At 53.5% G+C, this 20,856-nt stretch carries 13 protein-coding genes; 2 read left to right on the forward strand and 11 right to left on the reverse strand.

Annotated elements, in window-relative coordinates; translation table 11 throughout:
* Nucleotides 1-44: 44 nt before the first annotated feature.
* The 6 genes from JNUCC32_RS11315 to JNUCC32_RS11340 all read right to left on the reverse strand — a co-directional run bounded on the left by JNUCC32_RS11315 (nt 45) and on the right by JNUCC32_RS11340 (nt 11,215).
* The gene (locus JNUCC32_RS11315; RefSeq protein WP_192572079.1) at nt 45-3,818 is read right to left on the reverse strand and encodes an Ig-like domain-containing protein; all 3,774 of its coding nucleotides are present in this window, start codon (nt 3,816-3,818) and stop codon (nt 45-47) included.
* Nucleotides 3,819-3,948: 130 nt separating this feature from the next.
* A complete protein-coding gene (locus JNUCC32_RS11320) occupies nt 3,949-5,475 on the reverse strand; it encodes an ABC transporter substrate-binding protein (RefSeq protein WP_192572080.1) in 1,527 nt (508 codons plus the stop codon).
* Nucleotides 5,476-5,511: 36 nt separating this feature from the next.
* Nucleotides 5,512-6,396 carry a carbohydrate ABC transporter permease gene (locus tag JNUCC32_RS11325; protein WP_090913611.1) on the reverse strand — a complete coding sequence of 295 codons (885 nt, stop codon included), beginning with the start codon at nt 6,394-6,396 and terminating at the stop codon, nt 5,512-5,514.
* A gap of 15 nt (nt 6,397-6,411) precedes the next feature.
* Nucleotides 6,412-7,437, reverse strand: a complete 1,026-nt coding sequence (locus JNUCC32_RS11330) for an ABC transporter permease (RefSeq protein WP_192572081.1) — start codon at nt 7,435-7,437, stop codon at nt 6,412-6,414.
* A gap of 434 nt (nt 7,438-7,871) precedes the next feature.
* Complete coding sequence (locus JNUCC32_RS11335) at nt 7,872-10,181, reverse strand: helix-turn-helix domain-containing protein (protein WP_192572082.1); 2,310 nt, start codon at nt 10,179-10,181, stop codon at nt 7,872-7,874.
* A gap of 140 nt (nt 10,182-10,321) precedes the next feature.
* Nucleotides 10,322-11,215, reverse strand: a complete 894-nt coding sequence (locus JNUCC32_RS11340) for a helix-turn-helix domain-containing protein (RefSeq protein ID WP_228468995.1) — start codon at nt 11,213-11,215, stop codon at nt 10,322-10,324.
* 138 nt (nt 11,216-11,353) lie between these two features.
* Here JNUCC32_RS11340 and JNUCC32_RS11345 point away from each other — a divergent pair, with 138 nt between their 5' ends.
* A complete protein-coding gene (locus JNUCC32_RS11345) occupies nt 11,354-13,339 on the forward strand; it encodes an alpha-amylase family protein (RefSeq protein ID WP_192572084.1) in 1,986 nt (661 codons plus the stop codon).
* A gap of 293 nt (nt 13,340-13,632) precedes the next feature.
* Here the strand turns inward: JNUCC32_RS11345 and JNUCC32_RS11350 are convergent, their stop codons facing one another.
* From JNUCC32_RS11350 to JNUCC32_RS11360, 3 genes are all read right to left on the reverse strand, one after another.
* Entirely contained in the window at nt 13,633-14,655 is a 1,023-nt protein-coding gene (locus JNUCC32_RS11350) for a serine hydrolase domain-containing protein (protein ID WP_192572085.1), read from the reverse strand.
* A complete protein-coding gene (locus JNUCC32_RS11355; protein WP_192572086.1) occupies nt 14,655-15,503 on the reverse strand; it encodes a MerR family transcriptional regulator in 849 nt (282 codons plus the stop codon). Before JNUCC32_RS11355 ends, JNUCC32_RS11350 begins: the two co-directional genes overlap by 1 nt.
* 117 nt (nt 15,504-15,620) lie before the next feature.
* On the reverse strand, nt 15,621-16,400 hold the full coding sequence (locus JNUCC32_RS11360) for an alpha/beta fold hydrolase (protein WP_192572087.1): 780 nt from the start codon (nt 16,398-16,400) through the stop codon (nt 15,621-15,623).
* A 278-nt stretch (nt 16,401-16,678) separates the two neighbouring features.
* Between JNUCC32_RS11360 and JNUCC32_RS11365 the strand changes: the two genes are divergently transcribed.
* Nucleotides 16,679-18,724: a serine hydrolase domain-containing protein gene (locus JNUCC32_RS11365; RefSeq protein ID WP_192572088.1), complete on the forward strand. Its 2,046-nt coding sequence runs from the start codon at nt 16,679-16,681 to the stop codon at nt 18,722-18,724.
* Between the two features lie 134 nt (nt 18,725-18,858).
* Here the strand turns inward: JNUCC32_RS11365 and JNUCC32_RS11370 are convergent, their stop codons facing one another.
* Both JNUCC32_RS11370 and JNUCC32_RS11375 read right to left on the reverse strand, forming a co-directional pair.
* Nucleotides 18,859-19,650, reverse strand: coding sequence for a phosphotransferase family protein (locus tag JNUCC32_RS11370; RefSeq protein ID WP_192572089.1), 792 nt, complete (start codon nt 19,648-19,650; stop codon nt 18,859-18,861).
* A 169-nt stretch (nt 19,651-19,819) separates the two neighbouring features.
* Complete coding sequence (locus tag JNUCC32_RS11375; protein ID WP_192572090.1) at nt 19,820-20,785, reverse strand: DUF4097 family beta strand repeat-containing protein; 966 nt, start codon at nt 20,783-20,785, stop codon at nt 19,820-19,822.
* Nucleotides 20,786-20,856 lie beyond the last annotated feature (71 nt).

Raw genomic sequence — 20,856 nt, forward strand, 5'->3', positions numbered from 1 at the left:
AAAAGGCGGCCCCCCCATGATACCGGGAGGACACGCCGCATATCTTATGGCACCACCGAGAAGCGGATATCGTCAAACAGCATATAATCGAATCCGCTGACATAGAAGCCCACTTTGCCAGAAGGCTGATGATTCGGATCCGTAGCGGCAAGTCTTGGCTCGTTGTCCAAGTAAACCGCGACGTCCCCATTCTTCACGACGACCTTGACCGCATATTCCGTGTCCGGCAATAAGTCGCGAGTCGGCAAAGGGGTCTCGGCGATCTTCTGCCATGCCGAATCGTAGAGGATCCAGGACGAGGTTCCGTCCGCCCGGGATCGATAGCCGATCCGGGTCGATCCGCTGCCCGCCTGACGGTCGAAAATATAAAAGGTTCCGTCCTCCGGCATCGACGATGGGGTCTTTAGCTTGAATTCGAGTACATACGATTCAAAGACGCGGTCCAGCAGACCCGTGGCACCGTTCAAAATTTTGTATCGGCGATTGCCGCCGAGATCCGCCGCGATGCTGCGGTTCGGGTCTACCGGCCAGCCGTTGCCGCCCGATTCGAAGTCGGTTTCGTGCATGATGCCCGAAACGGTCACCGCGATATCCGCCTTGATAAGCGGATTGACGACGGACACGGCGGTAATGATGGTCTGTCCTTCATATACGGCATGGACGACGCCCGTATCGCTTACCTCCGCCACGGATGGATCGGCGGATTGCCAAGTCATGCCGGTATCCGGGGTATCCACGGGATCGAACGTTACCTGCATCTGATGCTGCTCGCCGGCGGCAAGCCGTATTTCGCGCTCGGACGGTATGATGCCGGCCAGCTCCGTGCTCAGCGCCTTGAACCGGATGTCGTCAAACAGCATATGGCTGACGTTGTTGACATAGAATCCGACCTTGCCTGCCGCATTATGGCCCGGATCGGCAGCCTTGAGACGGAATTGGCCGTCCACGTATACGCTGACATCGCCGCCTTTGACCAGCACCTTGATCTCGTATTCCGTGTTTGGCTGCAGGTCGTGGCCGGGGAGTTTCTCTTCGCGCAGCACGGTCCAGGCTGCGTTATACAGCAGCCAGGAGGAGGATCCGTCCGGACGTGTTTTGTAACCGACGCGGGTCGAACCGCTGCCCGCCTGGCGATCGAACACGTACAGCGTTGCGTTTTCACCGATCGACTCGGGCGTCTTCAGCTTGAAGCTCAGATCATATTCGGCGAAGGATTTCTCGCTGAGTGCGGTAGCCCCGTTCAGTATCTTATACCAGCGGTTGTCGCCTTCTTTGACGATGCTGCGGTTCGCATCCTGCGGCCAGCCGTTCGCCCCCGACTCGAAATTGGTGAAATCCATGACGCCGTCTCCGGCTTCGACCGTGACGTCCACCGCCGCCGTGAGCTGCGGATTCTCCGCCGACGCCACGGTGACGACCGTTTGGCCCACCGCCTGGCCCGTGACGATGCCGTTAGTATCGACCGTGGCGACACCGGGATCGGCCGACGTGAAGACCAGCTTCGGATTATCCGCGTTCCATGGGAGGACCGCCGTGCGCAGCTTCATCGTTTTCCAACGATCTACCGTGATTTGGTTGTCATAGACCACCACGTTTTGCACCGGATAGCTGTCCGGACTGCTCGTGGTACCTGCTTTCCCGTTAATGCCGATCTCGTGAAACGGAATATCCGGGAAGCCGGGGATGGCCTGGAATACTTGCGCATCCGGACGCAGCGACAGATCGCCTCCTGCCAGATTGACGAAACCAGGATCCTCGTTAGTAACCCAGTTATCCGCATATTGGACCAGATTGAATTTGTCGTACGCACCTTCCGCGTTGGTTGTCGAGCTTCGCGGAACTGTCGGATTGTATACGACGTTGCCGTGGAACGTGTTCGTGTCCGGATAATAGCGGTTTTCCGTGAAAAAGTTTGCCAGCTCCGGATATTTGGCCAGATACGGCGTCCCGACGAAGTCGTTGTTGGCCTCGAACAGCGCCTCCCACTTCGGCATGTAATTCAGCGGAACCTGATCGTCCGGCTCGTCGCCGAGAAACAAATCCGCGTAGTCGTACGGAATCTTGCTGTCCACGAATATATTGTTGCGGGTCAGAATATGCGCGCCGCCGTTGTTTTTGATCGCCGAGTTGCCCATTTTATAAAAGATGTTCTCGTCGATCTTCAATCCCATCGTGAAGTTATCGGGATATACCCCTTCCACGCCGGGCTTGGCTTCGCCGATGTTATGGAAGTAATTGCGGCGGATGACGGTGCCCCGCTGCTGCGGCGTTTCGCCCGCGTTCATGTAAATGGCGCCGAGATCCGAGAAGGTTTTGCAAACGTCATAAATGTCGTTGTACTCTACAAGATGATCATTGCCGAAGATCAGCACACCGGGATGAGGAGCATCATGCAGCTCGTTGTGCGACATGCGGTTGCCCACTCCGGACAAGAGGACGCCCGGATTGTAAGCCTTATGATAATAGGCAAAATCATGAATGTGCGAGTTCTCCACGGCGTTGTTGCCCGGCGCGAGCGTTGTCTTGTCGCCTCCGGTGAGCGTGACGGCGGTTCCCCCGATATGGTGGATGTGGGTGTACTCGATCTTGTGGTCTGTTCCGGGAACCCCCGTAAAGTCGTTATAATGAAACCGGCTCTGGGTGTTGACCAGCACGCCGCTGTTGGTGAAGTTGCGAATTTCGCTATGGAGGACGCGCATATGGCTTCCGCCCATGAAGACGACCGCCGAATCGCGCCCGTTCTCCAGGATCAGCTCCGAGAAATCGATATGGGATGCATCCAATGCATTGATCATCGGCGTCTTGAGCATCGTCACTTCAATGGAAGGATTCGCGGTCATGAATTCGGCGTTCGGCAGAAAATAGAGCTTTCCGGCCTGGCGGTCGATGTAATACTCGCCGGGCATGTCGATCTCCTCCAGCAGGTTTTGCGCGAAATGGAAATCCGGGTACCAATTTTTGAAAATGCCGCTCATTTCTCCGTACCGGAGCGTGATGCTTCTGGCATCGGTGTCGATGGAAGCGATTTTGTTGTAGGACCATTCCCAGCTGTAGCCGAAAATGCCATCCAGCCAAATGTCGTCCGCCTGTGTCCAGTATTGCGGTCTGTCATACGTATACGTAAAGGTCCCGCCTCTTGTATGGACCTCCCCGTTCGGATCTTTCCGCGTCGGTCCGGGATCGAGGATTTCGTCCATTTGGACGGTTCCCTCGTTCGGCCAGCGTGCCAGCGTCATCCCTTGCCCGCCCACGTACAACTCCATCGGCGGCACCTTGCTCAAATCGTTGGCCAAGTAATAACCGTGCCGGCTCATCTCGCCGTAATCGGTAATGCCGAGGGCGGCCAGATCGGCGACCAGCACTTCGTTTCTTGCTTCTTCGCTAATAATGCGGTTCAGCACGGCAGGATCGGCTACCGGAACGAATGCGGATTTCTCCAGCTGCTTAGAACCGGACAAGATAACCGTTTCGCCCGGATAGGCCGTATAGGTTACCGGCTTGCCCGCTTCCCCCGAATCCTGCAAACCCAGCTCAAAGCTGGCTGCGCGCTCGTACCGGCCTTCCCGAAGATAGACCGTGACGCCGCCCCGAGGCAGCCCTTTCTTCGCTTTCAACGCCCGAATGGCGTCACGCGCTTTTTCCAACGTTCGAAACGGTTTGTTGATCGTCCCTTTGTTCGAGTCATTTCCGTCCAAGGCTACGTAAAAAGCCGTCCCGTGCGGATTTCCATAAGCCGACGCCGTCTCGGCGGCCGGCAGAAATGGATACAGCGCAAACAACAGGCTTGCCGCCAGTGCCGCAAGCACAAGCTTCTTCATAAATCGCTCCCCTTCCTCCATCGTGGAATCCGGTCAGCTCTGTCTGCGCCGTGCGCAGTGTCGTCAAAGCCCACCCGGGCAGCAGGTTTCTCCCGTTTCGTCTCCATCCGTCTATAAGCTTACTGGCCGATTATTTCAAGCCCTTATCTTTCAGGAATTGCTCGAACTGACGCGTCACCTCCTCCACGTATTTATCTTCGCCCGCCTCCTTCAGCTTGCCGTAAAGAACGGGCCAGGTCTCCTCGAAATCGAGCGTGCCGGTCACGAGTCCCCGTTTGTACTCGCCCCATACGGCATTCAGGTTCGCGATTTCCGTGCTGACCGGCTCGGAATTGAACTTGAAGGCGCCGACCGGATTGATTTCAGAGCTTTCGTTGATTTTTTTCGTTTCCTCCCATATGTTCTCCGGTTGGCCTTCCTTCAGGTAGGAATTGAAGACGCTGCCGAAGACCCAATCCATGTTCGGACGATACCTGGAATCCGGCATCGCTTTGATATACTCCCCGCTCAGCTTCTCGTAATGCACTCCCTCTAAGCCGTTGATCATCAGGTTATAGAGCTCCTTATCGGTGTTGATCAGATTGAGCAGCATCATGGCCCGTTCCGGATTCGGCGAAGTGCGGCTGATCGACTGGTTGGTCGTTGCCGAATAACCGTTGGAGAACCAATCGCTGAGCGGGATGATGATGACATCGTTTCCGCCGTTCTTCGGCTTGACCTCTGCCTCGACCCCAGGCTTCAATGTGACGTCAAACTCGACCGCGATCTGGCCCTTGGATTGGTAGTCGGTCATTTTTTCCGTGGCCGCGTCCTTGTGGATGTACCCGGCTTTATACCATTTGCTGGCCAGACGGAAATTGTCCAGCTCCTCCTCCGGATAGCGATGCAACGTGTAGGAAGGGTCATCGGTCTTGATGTAGAAATGATCGTCAAGTCCCGGAACGACCCAATATTGATCGTCATGCGCCTGCGGGTTGACAAACGAGCCGCCGAACAGGCCGATCGGAATGATGCCCGGCTCGTTCTGCTTGATTTGCTCAAGGAACGGCTCAATATCCGCTATCGTTTTGATCGTGGATGGATCCAAGCCGTATTTGTCGGCAAACCGCTTCTGCACGATAAAGCCGTATCTCGACCCGTTGATTTGCTGATTCGGGATGCCGTAAATTTCCCCGTCCACCGAGAGGCCATCCCACATCACCTGAGGGACGTCCGTCTTCAGCTGCGGCGCGTACTCATCCAGGAGCCCGTTCAGCGGTTGAATAGCCCCTTTCCGTACAAGCTCTTCCGGTTTCAGCATGTAACCGGTCCAGAGAATGTCGAACTTCTCGCCTGCCGCCAGTACGGTATTCATCTTCTGCACGTAATCCCCGATTGCGACCGGCATCAGCTTGACGGTGGCGTTCAGCTTCTCCTTCACGATTTTGTTGATCTCCTCTTCAACCTTCTTCTGGTCCGGCTGCAGCTGCAGCAGCGGATAATACCAAGTCAGCTCTGCGGGCTCAAGCCCGCTAGCGCCGCTCGCCTCCGGTGTCGATCCTTGCGTGCCGGTCGTTCCGCTGCCCGTATCGCTCTTCCCGCCGCTGCCTCCGCAGCCGGCAAGCGCGGACATGGCGATCATGATGACCGCGAGCAATCCGAATAATCTTTTTTTCATGACATGACCTCCTGAATGTTTATTGGTTGATGTATGTTAACCCTTAAGGGAGCCAACCGTAAGCCCTTTCACGAAGAACCGTTGGAAGAACGGGAAGATGATCAGCATCGGCCCGCCGGCCAGCACCGCGATCGCCATTCTTGCCGAGTTGTTCGGGAAGCTGGATAAATCGATGCCCAGCTGCTGCGAAAATTCCGAATTGGAGGTTATGAACTCGATGCTGCCCAGCGTTCGCACAAGCAGCAGCTGCAGCGGCACCTTGTCGGGATCGTCGATATACAGCATGGCGTTGAACCATTCGTTCCAGTACGTGAACGAGATAAGCAAACCCAGCGTGGCCAAGGCCGGCGTGGAGAGCGGCAATATGATCCGGAAAAAGATGCGCAGCTCCCTTGCCCCGTCGATTTTGGCGGATTCCACGATTTCAAGCGGAATTTTGGACATGAATCCCTTCATGACCATGATGTTGAAGGGCGAGAGCAGAACCGGCAGGATTAGGGCAAGCAAGCTGTCCTTTAAATGCAGGTATTGGGTGATGAGGATATAGGAAGGGACGAGCCCGCCGCTGAACAGCATCGTGAAAAACACGTAAAACGTCGTTACCCTGTTGTAGCGGTAATCCGGTCTCGAGATGACGTATGCGGTCATCGCGGTGAGCAAAAGCCCTGCCAATGCTCCAATGACGGTCACCGTGATCGTGACCCCGTATGCCCGCAGCAAAATGTCGGGTGCGTCGAGAAGATAGCGATAAGCCTCCAGGCTGAACGTTTCTGGAAAAAACTGATAGCCCTTGTCGGTAAGCGACGCTTCGTCCGTCAGCGAGACCGCGACAACGAGCAGAAACGGCAGGACGATGGCCAGCGATAGCAGGATGAACAGCAGATGGATCAACATTTTGGATAGTTCGAACTTCTTTGGCATCGGATATCCTCCTTCTTACCACAGGGAATGCTCTGGATTGATTTTGCGCACGATCCCGTTCGCCGCCAGCACGAGCACGAAACCGACAACCGACTGATAGAAGCCCGTGGCGGCCGACATGCTGACATTACCGATCTCTCGCAGTGCGCGGTATACGTACGTATCGATAATATCCGTGGATCCGTACAGGAAGCCGGAGTTGTTCGGAATGAAATAATGCAGTCCGAAGTCGCCGCGGAACATGTTGCCGATGGACAAAATCAGCAGAATGATGACCAGCGGAGCCAGCAGCGGGACCGTAATTCTCATGGCCATCTGCCATTTCGTCGCACCATCGATCCGGGCTGCCTCGTAATACTCGCTGTTAATGCCGATAATGCCCGCAAAATAAATAAGCGTGTTGAAGCCGACTGCCTTCCATAAATGAACAAGAATGAGAATGGCCGGCCATGCCTCGGCCGTCTGGTACCAACTGATCGGATCCATGCCGAACATTTGCAAGGTGCGGTTAATGAAACCGTCGGAATGGTTCAGGAAGGCATATGCCACGTATCCGACCAGCACCCAGGATAGAAAGTGGGGCAGAAACAGCGCGGTCTGATAAAATTTGCTCCATTTCGCCCTGAGCTCGTTCATCAGAATGGCCAACAACAGCGCAGCGGCCGTGGTAACTGCAATGTAAGCGGCATTATACAGCACCGTATTGCGCGTGATCCGCCAAGCCGTATCGGTCGAGAACAAATAACGGAAGTTTTCCAGACCTACCCATTCGCTGCCGAATATGCCGAGATCGTAGCGGTAATGCTTGAAGGCGATGATCAATCCCACCAATGGAATATAGGCAAAAATCAGCTTGTACAGAATCCCCGGCAGGGATAAGAGAAACAGCTCGCGGTTGTTTCGAAAGTGGCGAAGCTCCCTGCGAAGCGCCGATTTTTTTGGGCGAGTGCCGGCTGGTTCTGAATCCGGGTCGGGCCCGGTTCCCGATCGGTTCGCCGGTTCCGCGCCCATAGAGCCCGATCGTGTAATCTTCTTCAACATAGCGAAAGCCCCTTCCTTTCCTTGTGCACTTCTTGCCTGCGTTCCAGGCTTTGCACGTTTAACGATAGCTCAAACGCGGTACTTTCCGTTACTGTACAATTTCAGGATTGCTGTACAGGCGGACTGTAGGGATTTCGGAATTCTGTACAGCCGGCTGTATAGATCCAAGATTGCTGCACTTGCAAAATTTCAGGGCCTCTGCCGACACTAAGAGGCTACCATTCTCCCATCATCGATGCGATGCCCAAGGTGCAGGAGCAGTGGAGACAGTACTTTTCAGTTAAGCGTTGATCCAACTGGTCGACGGGGGCTCTCAGATTGTATCGAATCTGCCGGTTCGCCCGCATTCGAATGGATATCATTGTCGGAGCACGGCATGGCAAAAACCCGCAAACGGCAACACTCGCCTGCGGGTCTGATGGAACCTGTGCGATTTAAGTACTGCGCTCGATGGCGCACTTCAGGCGGTACTCTTTCGGGGTCGTTCCATACCGGCGCTTGAACAGCCGATAGAAATAGCTTTCATTACCGAAGCCTACCTTCTCCATGATTTCGGCCACGGTCAATTGCTGCTGCTCCAGATACTGCTGGGCACGGGCAAGCCGAGTCGCGTTGATCTGGTCGACTACCGTCGCACCTTCCTGCGCCTTGAACACTTGCCCCAAATAGACGGAACTCATCTTCAGCATATCGGCGATCTTCTGCACGTTGAGGTCCGGATCGGCATAATGCTTATCGATCATTTCCTTGACGGTATCCGCAAGCAGCCGGTTTTTATCCTCGCGTCCGCTCCTGCGCTGCTCGAACACCTCCCGCACGACGTCCAGGAGCACGCACTCGATCTCGTCCAGCGTCTCTTTTTCGAGAATGCGGCGGTTGATTGCCTGCAGATTGACCGACACCGGGTTCAAGTTGTTATTATTCATTTCACCAAGCGTATGGCTCAGCGTCATGGTCAAATGCAGCAGCGCCGAAAACATGCCGTCAAAGCTAAACTCGGCAAGATGCTCCCTCCAGCTCCGAATCGCTTGCTCCGTCTCGTCCGGATTGCCGCCCTTTAAGCCCTCCGTCAGCCGGCGTTCCAGTTCCTTCGGAATGGTAAGCGATTCGTTTCGCTCGTTCCTGCGGATCATCTCCGGCCGGATCACGGCGCCCTTACCGAATATCATGCGATAGTTGGAATGCCGGAGCGCCAGATTGTAATGTTTCGTAAGCTGGCGATAATCCTCGAAGGTATCGCTTAGCGTTACGGTGAACGTAATCCGATAGAAGCGGAGAATGGTTTGCTGAAGTTCACGGAAGCGTTCGTGCAAGGACTCGAGGTGACCGGAATCGCCCCCGACAACAAAAACGAGATGGCCGCTCTTCATATCCGCCGCTTCGCAGGAGCCGCCATGGCGCAGCAGTTCCTGGCCGATATTCGCGATGGCGAAGGAATAAAGCTCTTCCGCCCGGGGAACCGGCTGCAGGACCTGGCTTTGCAGGTCGTCGAGCTGCACAAGCGCAAGTCGAAGCGGCGACGGATGCACGATATCGATCCCGTACTGCTCCTTCATCCGCATAAACGCTGCTTCGTCCATGCTGTCGCTTGTGCCGATCAGGCTCCGCAGATGATATAACTTGGCGATATTCCATTGCGTGGCCCGCTCCTGTTCCAATCCTCTGAGCTTGCCGATCATTTCCGTTACGTTCTCCGTGATCAGGGACAGCTCATCCATGGCTTTGGCGTCTCCACGTCCATCGTAGGGCACCAGCGTAAGCAGGCGTCCTACCGGTTTGTATAGCCGGAGCGAAATCAGTACGGACAGCAGCAAAGCCAGCACGGCCACGGACAATGTCACGGCCATCTCCGTCCACCGCATCTGGCGGACGCTGCCCAGCACGTCGTCATAGTCTTGAAGGCTGATGATCTGCCAGTCGTTTAAACCTTTGCTTAAATAGGTGACCTTATATTTCTTATCGCCTTGTTGATGGATGAAGGAGTCCGGTGCATGGTTTGCCGAGCCCATCCGTCCGAGTAAATCTCTCTTGATGTCCAGCCCGGGCGGTAGCTTGCGGTCGCCCGCCATCAGCACTTGACCATTGCCGTCCGTAACGAACAGGACGTCGTTTTCCCGTTCGGCGACCCGATTAAGCGCTTTCACATTGTCCAGCATCCACCCCGGCTTCACGGTCAAGATCAGCGCGTTCCGATTGACGGAACCGAGGCTCGGCCCATCATATATGAAAAATGCGAACACGTCGATGCCTTCGTTCTCCCCGTCGAGATCGAGCGGAATGAGCTGCAGCTTCGGCAGGTCCGCACGAGCGTCCATGTAATCTTCCAATGCGCCGTAAAGGACGCGCGTATCCATATCATGGCTCAGCGACGAGAAAAAACGGCCCTGTTTGCCGTTATAAAAAACGGCGGCGTGCAAGTACGGGGAAGCAGCAACCGTGCGGTTCAAACGTTCGATCTTCAGGATGCTCTGCTTATAATCCGCCCCGGATTTCAGTGCGATGAGCTCTTCGTCGTTATACAGCGATACCGCCAAATCCTTCACGATCCCGTTCATGTTCTCAATGTTGTAGTTGATTTGGGTGAGCAGCTTGACGTCGGCCTCATGCTGGAGGCTCAACACTTTGTCACGGGCGGCGGCGTTCAGAAAGAGGGAGGCGATGGCGAGCATGGCGACGACGAGCATAAAGCTCAGGATAATCCGCTGCAAATATTTGCGAGAGCGGAGGGTTTGCAGCAAGTTCATGGGACCACTCTCCTGCAAGTTTAGGTGGCTTTACTATAAGCCGCCGGGATTTTCATTGTCAATCTGCATTTTCGAAATATTACCCTGTACGGGATACGCACTGACCGTATCTCTGGGTATTGTCGTATGATCAGGGCCGCTCAGGTGACCCGCCCCTCGCCATCCCTCTTCTGCCGAAGCATTTGCCGATAAGCACCTGGCGTCATGCCAACCTTGGCGGTAAACAGGCGCGTCATGTAGTTCGAATCGCGGATTCCCACGCGTTCCGCGATCTCGGAAATGCCAAGCACCGTGCCGCCAAGCAGTTTCTTGGCCTCCTCCAGGCGCAGGTGCAGCACGTACTGCAGTGGCGTTTTGCCGATATGCCTCTTCATGCATCTTGCGATATAACTCGCTTGGAAGTGGAGCTTTTCCTCCAGCGCGGCCCGTTCAAACGGCTCCTTCCAATGTTCGTTCAAATAGGCTGCGGCGGCCTGGGCCAGCCGGACGGAAGGCTCCGGCTCGGATGTCCGGGCGCAGCCAGCCTGCAGCGCGGCAAACAGCTCGGTCAGCAAAAGGTGGAGCTGGAGCGCATTTTCCCCGTTCAGTCTGTTGTGGGTATCGTTCAATCCGCGCAGCATCGGCTCCAAGGTTTGCACCTCGAAGGGCGCAAACTTCGGCAAGTACATGCGCTGCTGCGGAGAAGGCTCAACGTCTTCTACCGTGCCTTTGGACAGCAGGTTCGACCAGGGAATATCTTCCCGACGGATGCGCGCGGCCGGATGACCATGAATGAAATGCACCCAATAAATCTCCGTATGCTCCGAGCAGGCTCGGTGTCCGACATGCGGCAGTCCCGCTTCCAGCACCAGCAGCTTTCCCGCGCCGACCTCATACTCCGTCTGTTCTTCCGTCATATAGAGCGTTCCTTTCGTGACCAGAAGCAGGTCATAAACGCCGAAGGTGCGGGCGAAATGCCTGTCTCCCGGCTTCCATACGGCATGTCCGGCCGTAACGAATTGCGGCAGCGGCGGTATGGCGAATTCTAAGCACATCACAGCCATCCCCTCCTTTTCGCAAGTTCATTTTGTGCTAATCAAAGTCTATATTATCACTGGTTGCCCGCATGAAAAAGAGGTACATTTGATCACGAGAAACCGCTCTCATATAGCGACTAAGGAGGCTGTTTACGTATGCGTTTTCGTCAGGTTCATCTCGACTTCCATACATCCGAGGCCATTCCCGGCATCGGTAGCCGGTTTTCAAAACCCCAGTTTCAGAACATGCTGCGCGCTGGGCATGTCGATTCCATCACCGTGTTTTCTAAATGCCATCACGGCTGGGCTTACCATCCGAGCGAAGCCAATGAAACGCACCCACATCTCTCATTCGATCTGCTGGGCGAAATGATCTCGGCTGCCCATGAAATCGGCGTCAAGACGCCGGTGTACTTATCCGCGGGGCTGGACGAAAAGCTGGCGCGGCGCCATCCCGAATGGCTGATCCGCGACGCGGAAGACCGTACACGCTGGGCAAAAGATTTCATGACGCCCGGTTACCATGAATTTTGCTTCAACACGCCTTACCTGGACATCTTGCTGGCGCAAATCCGCGAGGTAGTTTCCAGGTATGATGCGGACGGCATTTTTCTTGACATCGTCGGAATCCGTCAATGCCGGTGCCAGCATTGCGTGACCGCGCTGCAATCAGCGGGTCATGACCCTCGCGATGAAGCTGCCGTTGCCGCGTTAGGCGAATCCACCTACCTGAACTATGCCCGCCGGGTAAGAGAAACGATCGATGAGATCAAACCCGGTCTGCCGGTATTCCATAACAGCGGCCATCAACGTCGCGGCCGCCGCGACCTTGCTCAAGTCAACAGCCATTTGGAACTCGAATCGCTTCCTACCGGAGGCTGGGGTTACGATCACTTTCCGCTGTCCGCACGCTATGCACAGACGCTAGGCATGGACTATCTCGGCATGACGGGCAAATTCCATACCTCCTGGGGCGAATTCGGCGGTTACAAGCATCCGAACGCACTGCGCTTCGAAACGGCGCTCAGTCTCGCCCATGGCGCCAAGTGCTCGATCGGTGACCAGCTTCATCCTTCGGGTCTTATGGATGAAGCAACCTACGCCTTGATCGGCACAGCCTATGCGGAGGTGGAAGCGAAAGAGCCTTGGTGCAGCGCAACCTCTTCCGTGGCGGACATCGCCGTCCTGTCGCTGGAGGCTGCTTGGGAGGCTTGCCCGGAAGCACGGAAGTCGAATGACCGGAACAACCTGGCGGATGCCGGTGCGGTACGCATCCTGACCGAAGGGCATTACCTTTACGACATCGTGGATGCAAGTGCTGATTTTAGCCTCTACAACGTGCTGATTCTGCCGGACGAGGTACCGATATGGCCCGAATTGGAAGAGGACATCCGTGCATTCACCGCGGGCGGAGGAAAAGTTCTAGCCTCGGGTCGTTCGGGCTTGAATGCGGCAGGCGACGCGTTTGCACTGGATCTCGGATTGAACTGGCAGGGCCAGAGCCCATACCGTCCGTCTTATTTCCGCCCGGACTTTGTTCCAGGACCTCTCATGCCTGCATCGTACGTAATGTACGGTGAAGGTCAGCTGGTTGAATTGAACGGCGGCCGAACGTTTGGCAGCCGGGAGAACCCGTACTTCAACCGCGATGTGTTCACGTTCTGCTCACATCAGCACACGCCAAGCGACGGAGAAGACGGCGGCCCGGGGATGATCGAGAGCACAAACGGCATCTACATCGCATGGAATGTGTTCGGCGACTATGCGGACAACGGCCATCTCATTCTGAAGGAGATGGTATTGCATGCGATCGACCGGCTCCTGCCGCAGCCTACTCTGCGCTGCGATTTGCCGGCACGGGGCATCGCAACGCTGCAGTATCAGCAGGAAGAAAACCGCTATATCAATCACCTTCTCTATGCTTCTCCTGTCCTGAAGGGGCGCATTGAAGTCATCGAGGACATCGTACCGCTGCGGGATGTTTCCGTCCGCTTGCGCCTCCCTGCGGCGCCTTCGATCCGGCGGGTCTATCTGGCCCCCTCGATGGAAGAGCTTCCTTATACCATTGGGAGTCAGGGGGAGATCAACTATACGGTTCCCAATCTGGATAATCATCAAATGGTTGTGCTGGAACTGGCGTAAACAACATGCTTGCCTTCATGATGAGGGAACAGTTCTTCCATATGATACAAGCAGCCGCAGTCTGGAGACTGCGGCTGTTCGCATCATATCGGTTCATTTGCAGGTCTTTCATGTTACCTGCTCACCTTTCTTTCGTCATGTGGCGAACGAATGTCAGCTGCTAAGCCGTTCTGAAGCTGGGTGCATTTGCTTAGTAATCGGATTATACATATTCTAGCAGAACGGAATTGCGATGAGAACCAGGTACGTAACAAGGAAAGAAGATAGCGCGAATGGCGTTTACGTTCCTCGATTTATTCTATGACAGCGGAAAGCACGCCTTCCTTTATCAAGGTCCATCGATCCCGCGGATTGGCGATAAAGGACGATGCAATCGCTACAACCATATCTTTATCCGGAATGCAGCAGATGATATTGCCTCCATCGCCTACGGCCGAATATGTATAAATTCCGTCCTCATCCCTCAGCCACCACAAATAACCGTATTGGTTAGCGTTCATCGCCGTTGATTGGTCTATCCAATCTCCCGGTATAATCGGTTGTCCGTCCCATAGGCCGCGGTTCAGGTACAGAAAACCGAAACGCGCCATATCGCGCGGGCTTAACGTAAGGCCCCATCCACCCGTGGTGTTGCCGCCGGGGTCTTTGACCCATCCCCTGACGTCTTTACCGAATAAATGATCAAATCCGAATGATCCCATGTCATGATCCGGGATTTCGGTCATGCCAATCGGTTTAAACAAGTGTTCGTTCGCAAAGGCGCGTGCGCTTTTTCCGGTGGTGCGGGTGATAATGGCTGACAGCAGGTGCACTCCTGCGGTGGAATATTTGAACGCTCCCAGGGTTCCGCCTTCCCCCAGCATATCAAGCGTATATGCTACCCAATCAGGCTGCATGCACATTTTGTCCAATGGCTCGCGCCAGTCCTCAAAGGGATACGGAGCCGTCATCGTAAGAAGATGGCGAAGCGTAATGTCTTGTATTTGCCGATCAGCGGACTTGTGTTCATATTCGGGGAAGAAATCCAGCACCTTTTGATCCGAATTGTCAATATAACCGGCACCGATGGCAATGCCTATGAGGGCGGATAAAACGCTCTTGGTGACCGATGCCACATGGTGGGTATCCTCCGGGCCGCAACCATGATCGTATTTTTCATATGCGATATATCCGTTTCTCACCACGACCATACCGTTGATGTTGCCGTATTCGGATGGGATCAAAGCATCAAGGTCCGAAAGCTTGCCGGCATCCAAACTCAAGGCTTCAGGGGCAGCGGCTTGCCATGCCTTCGTTGGCCAATACTCTCTCTTCATTAGAGATACCTCGCATTTTTTATTTGTTTTTTCGACACGGGAAAATAGACCTCAGTAACCAAGTGCTCGGCAGCCGTGGCTTGATTCGGATCGGTTACATAGATTTCATACGGGGATTGGCGCAATGCGTATCCCTCTTCTTCTATCCATTCCCTGAGCCTGGCATATACCGATGTCAAATCCGAATAGGAACCCTTCCAAACAGACTTGGCACATCGTCCTCCCTCCAGGTCCCTCGTTCCAATAACCCTCTCCTTGACCGGGAGGGCAAACTCGGTGTCATTGCCTGCGGGATTGTATTCGGAGCTGTGATAAATCGTCATGGGCGTACCAACCAATGTAAGCTTCTCCTTGGCAATCTGTTCATATAACCCGCTAAAATACCTGCCATAACCCAGAGCATAATCCTCCCTGCTCATCATCCGGCGAATGAAAAGAAGATGCATTGGCGCCCGATCCACAAGCTGCACTTCAATTCGATTCAGGTACGACATCACGTCGATGCCCTTTTCCAGACTCAGGATATCCTGGTCCATTCGGTTCAGGGCATGATGATACATATCTAATTTGTGCTGGACTTCCCGACGCTTGCGGTGAAGGGCCGTGTAAAGCTTCTCATCCGAGTGACCCGGTTCCCCCGCTAAGATTTCTTTGATTTCGTCCAGTGAAAAATGGTAAGACTTCAACCGGTTAATATAGAGCATTCTCTTTAGCTGACCGATGGAATAATACCTATACCCGTTTTCCGGACTGATCTGATCCGGATGAATTAATCCGATTTCATCGTAATACCGAAGCGTCTTCGTCGATACTTCGCATAGTTTGGAGAATTCCCCGATCGGCAGCAAGGATCCACCTCTTTCCGTATATAGACTCTTGGTTCAAGATCACTTTACACCTTGCCCTTAGGGCAAAGTCCACTGCTAATTTGTAAAATGGAATCCCTGATCTTCCTCGCCTCCGTACTACACCTGAGGAAGATCTTCCGGCAGTTCCCCGGTGTTCAGCCACTTCCCCGTTACACGGTTGAATAATGCCGGATCGGCAAGCGGTATGCCGTGCCCGATACCGGGAAACACGATCCCCTCCGCAAGGTTGGATAGCTGCACGAGGTCCCTGGCTGATTTTTTAACGCTGGCTCTTTCCTTCTCCCCGACCGTGACCAATACCTTCGTCGAAGATTCTTTGATGCTTGGAGAGATTGCATAGGACATGTTTTCCTTGAGCACCGAAACCAGCAGCTCCGAGGGCATATGCAGGGATTCCGAATAATACTGTTCAAAATCATCCCGATTCACGTACAGCGTGCTTGCCTGCCATCTGGAGAACCATCGGTATTTGGTCAGCGGAAAGGTCATTCGTACAGAAGGTTCGATCAGCTTGAGCGCAGCCGGCATCGGCCTAAGCAAAGCGCTGTTTACGATTGCGTAATCGATGAGTTGAGGTCGTTGGCACATCATTTCCACGAGAATCTGCGCCCCCAAGGAAAAACCGAATACAATAATTTCCCTTCCGTCCGCCTTATTCGAGATGACCTCATTGATCTGGGCTGCAGTGCGTTTTATAGAAAAGGGCCCGTTGGCGGAGCTGCCGCCGTGTCCGGGTAAATCGGGAACCAGGCAGTAATCGTCTTTAAAAAAGGGAAGCTGCTTGTTCCACATCCAGCCGCTTACCCCGCCCCCATGCAAAAATACGATCATCCTTGACGCATGAATGTTTCCGCTCTCCTTCATGAATAAGTTCATTGTATCATCCCCAATATATAACATTTACTATTAATACAATTATAGTATATGAATCCGAAGATTTAACAGACTTTTTAAAATTTTATTATACTTTTAAAAGATTCATGGTATAAATTATGCATTGCACGGCTTGCCAATACAATTCCCTGGACCAAAGTCGAGTCTGGTTTCCTGCCGCGGATCCAATTCAAACTCCTTCTTGGGACTGTTCTTCCTCCTCCCTGCATGGTCTACCATTAAGTGGAAATCCAATGCATATGTGATAAGGAGAGGAACCCATGAAGCCGAAGAGACAAAGCAAGTCAAGAACCATTCGTGTATTGGCAGCCTCCGTGCTGTCCGCCAGTCTGCTGGCTTTCCCCGTCGATATTCATGCGGCAGCGGCCAAATCCGCAGAAGTCGCAGTCGAATCCCGGCATGCGGGGGCACCGGTACTAAGCTCCAACGAAGTCAAGGCTTTCGCTGACGCTTATTTTGCCGATCCCCAGGTTTCGGACATGCTGGCAGGCGCACTAGTAGTGGTCGTACAAGACGACAAGGTGCTGTTGAATACGGGCTACGGTTACGCCGATCTTGAATCCAAGAAGAAGATTGATCCGGATCGTACATTGTTCCGCATGGCATCGATATCGAAATCGGTTACCGCAACGGCGGTCATGCAGCTGGTCGAGAACGGGAAAATCGACCTGAAGCAAAACATAACCGAATACATGCCGGATGTGAAGATCCCTAACCTTACCGGCGCCCCCGTCACCGTTGAGCATTTGCTGACGCATACGACGGGCTTCGATTTTACGGACAGCTACTCGGTTCCGCCTCACATCATTCAGAAGGGCGAGATTCCGCTCGCCGATTTTATCCGGGTGAATGCTCCGGCTGTGGTTCGTACGCCTGGTGAAGTTTACCGGTATGACAATCTGGCATCCTCCATGCAGGGATATATTGTCCAGAGCGTATCTGGAGAGCCGTTTGAGAATTATATCAAAAAGCAAATATTCGACCCGCTGAACATGAAGCGTGCCGCATTTCGAATGAACGACGATATCATCGCGAATCTTGCCACGGGGTACAATGTCGATCAACAACCGATAAAGCCTTACGAGAACGTGCCTACCATCGCACCTGAAGGCGGCATGTTCGCCAGCGGTACCGATATGGCCAATTTCATTACTGCCCATCTGAACGAGGGCCGATTCGGATCGGCCCGCATCCTGAAGGAGGAAACGACGCGATTGATGCACAAGACGCATTATGATGCCGCTGGCATTCCGTTGACGTCTTACGGCTTCGAGTCGTTCATGCACAACAGCCATAACGGCCAAACGGTGATTGGCAAAGGCGGCGATTTGGAGGGCTACCATTCCTGGCTTTGGCTGCTTCCCGACCAGAATGTCGGTGGTCTGATCGTTGTTAACAGCGACAAGAGCGCTTCGATCCGCAGCGAATTTTTCGTCGCGTTCATGGATCATTTCTATCCGAAAAAGCAGGGCTCAGAGAATTCATTCCCACTCCATCAGGAGCAGCTGCAGAAATTCGAGGGCCTATACAGAAGCCTGAGGACTCCGATTATCGCCACCCAGGTGACTGCCGGACAAGGCGAGCTGCTGGTTAACGATGCCATGGGCGAGCATAAACTCAAACCGGTCGGACCGCTGCGGTTTGTGGATGAGAACGGCGTACCCGCCGCGTTTAAGGAAGATGATAACGGTGATGTTGCGTACATGTATTACACGGCCATCGACAGTATGTCCGAGAAGCTCCCGAATCCTGCTCCTTACAACGACGTCCCTGAAGAAAATCCTTATGCCAAGGACATTTACTTCGCTCAGTCTCTCCAGGCTTTCGGGGATAAAGGACAATCCAGCTTCCGGCCGGATGAACCGATTACCCGGGCCGAGTTTGTCAGCGTCATCAGCAGGCTGGCCGGCATGAAGCCTAGCGAAAGCGTAAGCATATTCAAAGATATGCAAGGGCACCCGCTTGCTGGTTATGTGCAGAATGCTGCGGATATGGGCGCCGTGATCGGCAAGACGAACCAGAATTTCGAACCCGATCAGCCGATCACGCGCCAAGAGGCTGCAGTTATCATATGGCGGACTGCACATCATGCGCTTGGCGCGAAGGCCGTCCCGTCCAAACTCCGTACGAAACCGGCCGCGTGGGCGGATGAAGCGGTGCAGTTTATGGTCGGAACCGGCATGCATGGTCCCGAAGTGACCAAGGATGCAAACGGTGCGGCCGATTACCGGCCAACGGACAATCTTCTGCGGAAGGAAGCGGCGGCCATCTACGCGAAACTGATTCAGCAGGCTTTTGGTTTTTAATTTGGTCCGCTGCTTACTAGTGGAAGCTTGGCACTCATAGCTTAATATGAATAAGAACAGCTGACGGTTTCGAATCGTCAGCTGTTCTAGTACGAATCATAATCAGGTGATGGTGATTAGCCCCCCGATCCTATCTAGAAAAATGCATATAATCCTTCTTCAAAGTACTTGTACTCCGACTCGCTAATCCTTCCTCTCCCATATCCTTCAAAGAAAACGTCGATTTCCGATTCGGTTTCAATCGCGTTCGGTTTAGGGCGTATCGCCAAAGACACATCATACCTTGGATCACCAAGCGCTCCACCGCTCCAATCTATGATGCCCGCAATGTTTCCGTCGCGAACCAAAACATTATCAATCGTGAAATCACCATGTATTAAGGTGTTTGTTATAGTCAGGGGTTTGTTCCTATTCAACGAATCCCATAATTCAGCGGTTCCATCAACGTTGTAATGTCTTAGGTTATATTCTGCACGGAGCAGCATGTCATCCAGCCAAGGGGATTCTCCCCTCATTTCTTCAGGGCAGGGCGTAGCGTGAATCGCGGACAAAATCGCACCGAAATTGAATATCGTCTCATGCTTTTTTTCCGAGTTCTTCTCGCGGACCAGTGCCTGCCTTAATGTTTCACCCTCGAAAAACTTCAACAACGCCCACGATTGATTGTTTTCTTTATCTTCCACGAACCTGTAAACCGAAGGGACCAGCAACGATGTCTTTTGCAGAGAATGCAGAACGCGGATTTCTTGTGCCAGCCACGAGTTGTACTGCTCTCCCTTCGTTCGCTTTAGAATAAATCGCCCCTGCTCGTTTTCCAGTATTCCTACATCCGATGTATGACCCTGTCTTGGAAATTCCAGCTTGGATACCGTACCTACTTCATCTATAATCGACTCGGGTATTTCATGCAATTGAATCGGAAGCATATCATGTCTCCTCACCTATAAATTGGAAGCAAATATTCTTCCTCATTATACACACTGCATTCGCCTTCAATCGATAATTTTCACCTTGGCTTTTGTACCTTGTTGACTTCATGCACAACAAAAAAGACATCCCCGTTAGGATGTCTTCTCGTCTCTTTTATGCACAGAATTATTCCAGCTTGAAGTTTCCGGAGCCCGTGCGAACCTTCAACAGCACGTCGCCGCTGCCAAGCGTTCCCTTCAGTCTTCCTTTGTCTTCGTCCTTCACCTCGTAACGCATTCCATCCAACCGAATATTTCCCTCACCGGAACTTCCCTGGTAATCGACTTCCAACGAAGTAGGTTCTTGAGCCAGATCAATGCTCACGTTGCCGCTGCCGGTTCGCAGATCGGCATCATGAACCAATCGTTCCGCATCTACGCGGATATTGCCGGATCCCGTCTTGCCTTGCAAAGCCGCTTCTCCATCACTCAGCTCAACGTTGCCGCTGCCGTTTTGAAAGCTCAGCTGTTCGGCATGATAGCCGTCTGCCGAGATTTCGCCGGACCCCGATTGCAGCGCCACCGATTCGGCTTCAATCTCCTCAACTTCGATATTGCCGCTGCCGGTATGCACCGCCAGCTCGCCGGCGTTCACCTGCTGGGCATTGACATTGCCGCTGCCTGCCTTGACGGTAACCTCGTCTCCCAGTAAGCTCTCTACTTCGATATTACCGCTCCCGCTTTCGATCTTGGCCGTTTCCCAGTTCTTTTCCGGTAACTCCACCGTTAACTGTAGATCCATAATGCTTATACCCAGATTAATGCCATGATCTTCTTCGACGCCAACCGTCATCGAATCGCCGTTCGGCTCAACCTGCAGTTTCACCTGGTCGGCATATTTCGAACTTGCCTTTCCACTCAGCCGCACCTTGATCTGATCCGCGGCTCCTTGGACGACATGAATGTCGATGCTTCCGGTCTTCACCGTCAAGTCCCGGTAATCATCCGCATCAAACGTTTGCTCTTCATTTATCTTCTTGGTGTCAAAGGAAAAGCCGAATTGAATATCCGAAAAAATGTTCCTTGGGTTCATCGTAAAGATCAGCAGCAGCACGCCGATTGCCACGATCAAGAATCCTGTTCTCTTCTTCATAACGTGTTCCTCATTCCTTCCATATCATCCCTGTATGAGTTCTCTTTTTTTGCCAATTACTGAAGTCCTGT

This window comes from Paenibacillus sp. JNUCC32 (assembly GCF_014863545.1).
GTDB classification, from domain to species: Bacteria; Bacillota; Bacilli; order Paenibacillales; family Paenibacillaceae; genus Paenibacillus_AQ; species Paenibacillus_AQ lautus_A.